This is a genomic window from Rhodococcus sp. CX, assembly GCF_015865005.1.
Lineage (GTDB): Bacteria > Actinomycetota > Actinomycetes > Mycobacteriales > Mycobacteriaceae > Rhodococcus.
Map to the genome: position 1 here is coordinate 27,221 of NZ_JADZGH010000183.1, position 1,129 is coordinate 28,349.

The 1,129-nt window shown below is 67.4% G+C and carries 2 protein-coding genes; one reads left to right on the forward strand and one right to left on the reverse strand.

All coding sequences use genetic code 11. The features are described from left to right. A partial coding sequence (locus I0Q12_RS19720) for a benzoate/H(+) symporter BenE family transporter (protein WP_197253779.1) occupies nucleotides 1-320 on the forward strand: 320 nt, incomplete at its 5' end. A gap of 601 nt (nucleotides 321-921) precedes the next feature. Here the strand turns inward: I0Q12_RS19720 and I0Q12_RS33285 are convergent. Further along, on the reverse strand, nucleotides 922-1,129 hold a 208-nt coding region (locus tag I0Q12_RS33285; protein ID WP_231611042.1), incomplete at its 5' end, for a hypothetical protein.

Below are 1,129 nucleotides of genomic sequence, written 5' to 3' on the forward strand. Positions count from 1 at the left end.
AACGCAGCCGCCAGTACACGGCCGCCGTGACGTGCGGCGTACTGGCGATCGTGTTCGGCTCGTTCGCACCGCTGTTCGTACGGTGGATGACCGCGGCGCCCGTCGCATTCGTCGCCACGCTCGGTGGGCTGGCGATGCTGCGGGCACTGCAGGGCGCGTTCGTCGCCGGGTTCGGTCGCACCCACACGATGGGCGCGCTGGTCGCGTTCGTGGTCACCGCTTCGAATGTCGCGTTCTGGAACATCGGCGCCGCGTTCTGGGGTCTGGTCGCGGGCATCGCGGTGTCGTGGCTGCTCGAGCGCGGCGACTGGGCTCGGTAATCCTCGTCGCGATCGGCTGTCCGGCTTCGGGGCGGTCGGCGGATCTGTCGCACTTTCCGTTTGCGCCGTGAGGTGCTGTGATTCGAGTGGAGGTGAGAGACCTTCACCGCCGGGCTGTCGTAGCAGGTCGGTGGAGCTGAGGGCAGCCCGATCCGGGTGATGCCGGAAAGGGTGGGAGCAGCCCTGACAACGCCGGGACGTGGCCAGTACTGCCAGATGGTGCGGGTCCGGCAAGCGAGACGAAGAGGAGTACGCGAGGAACCAGCGTTGCCTGCGTCCCTCAATGCGCCACCTGCTCGAACCTGGCGGATCTGGGCAGGACGCGGTGCGCACCCACCGAGGTCGGTGGGGAACTCCTGGGTCGGTTTATGGAAGCCGGCCGGGAGGCCACGAGGAAGGTCTACGGCGTACTCGTGGCGATGCCGCAGGGACACAGTTGGGCTCCTACTTCGTCGAGCGAATCACAGTGAACACGGGAACCATCCGTCACGGCTCCCGGTCTGGTGAGCAGCCGGCTCGCCGGGGCGGGATAGATGCATCGACCGTCGAACGTGTCGGGTGGGGCGGAGCCGCCGTAGTAGTCCGAGGCCGGGAAAGCCGGTCACATGGCGAAGGGCGGCAGCGGTTTCGAGAAGGGCGGAGACTGTAATGCCGAAAGATGCGCCACCGAATGGTGACGCCGCGTCCGAGTCGGTCCCGATGGGATCATCTCGGCGGGTATCTTCAGATGCAGGCCAAGCTTCACCGCCCCGCGGCGGCCGATCCGGGCCGCCGGTTCGACGACCTGTTCAACCTGGTGCACGACCCGG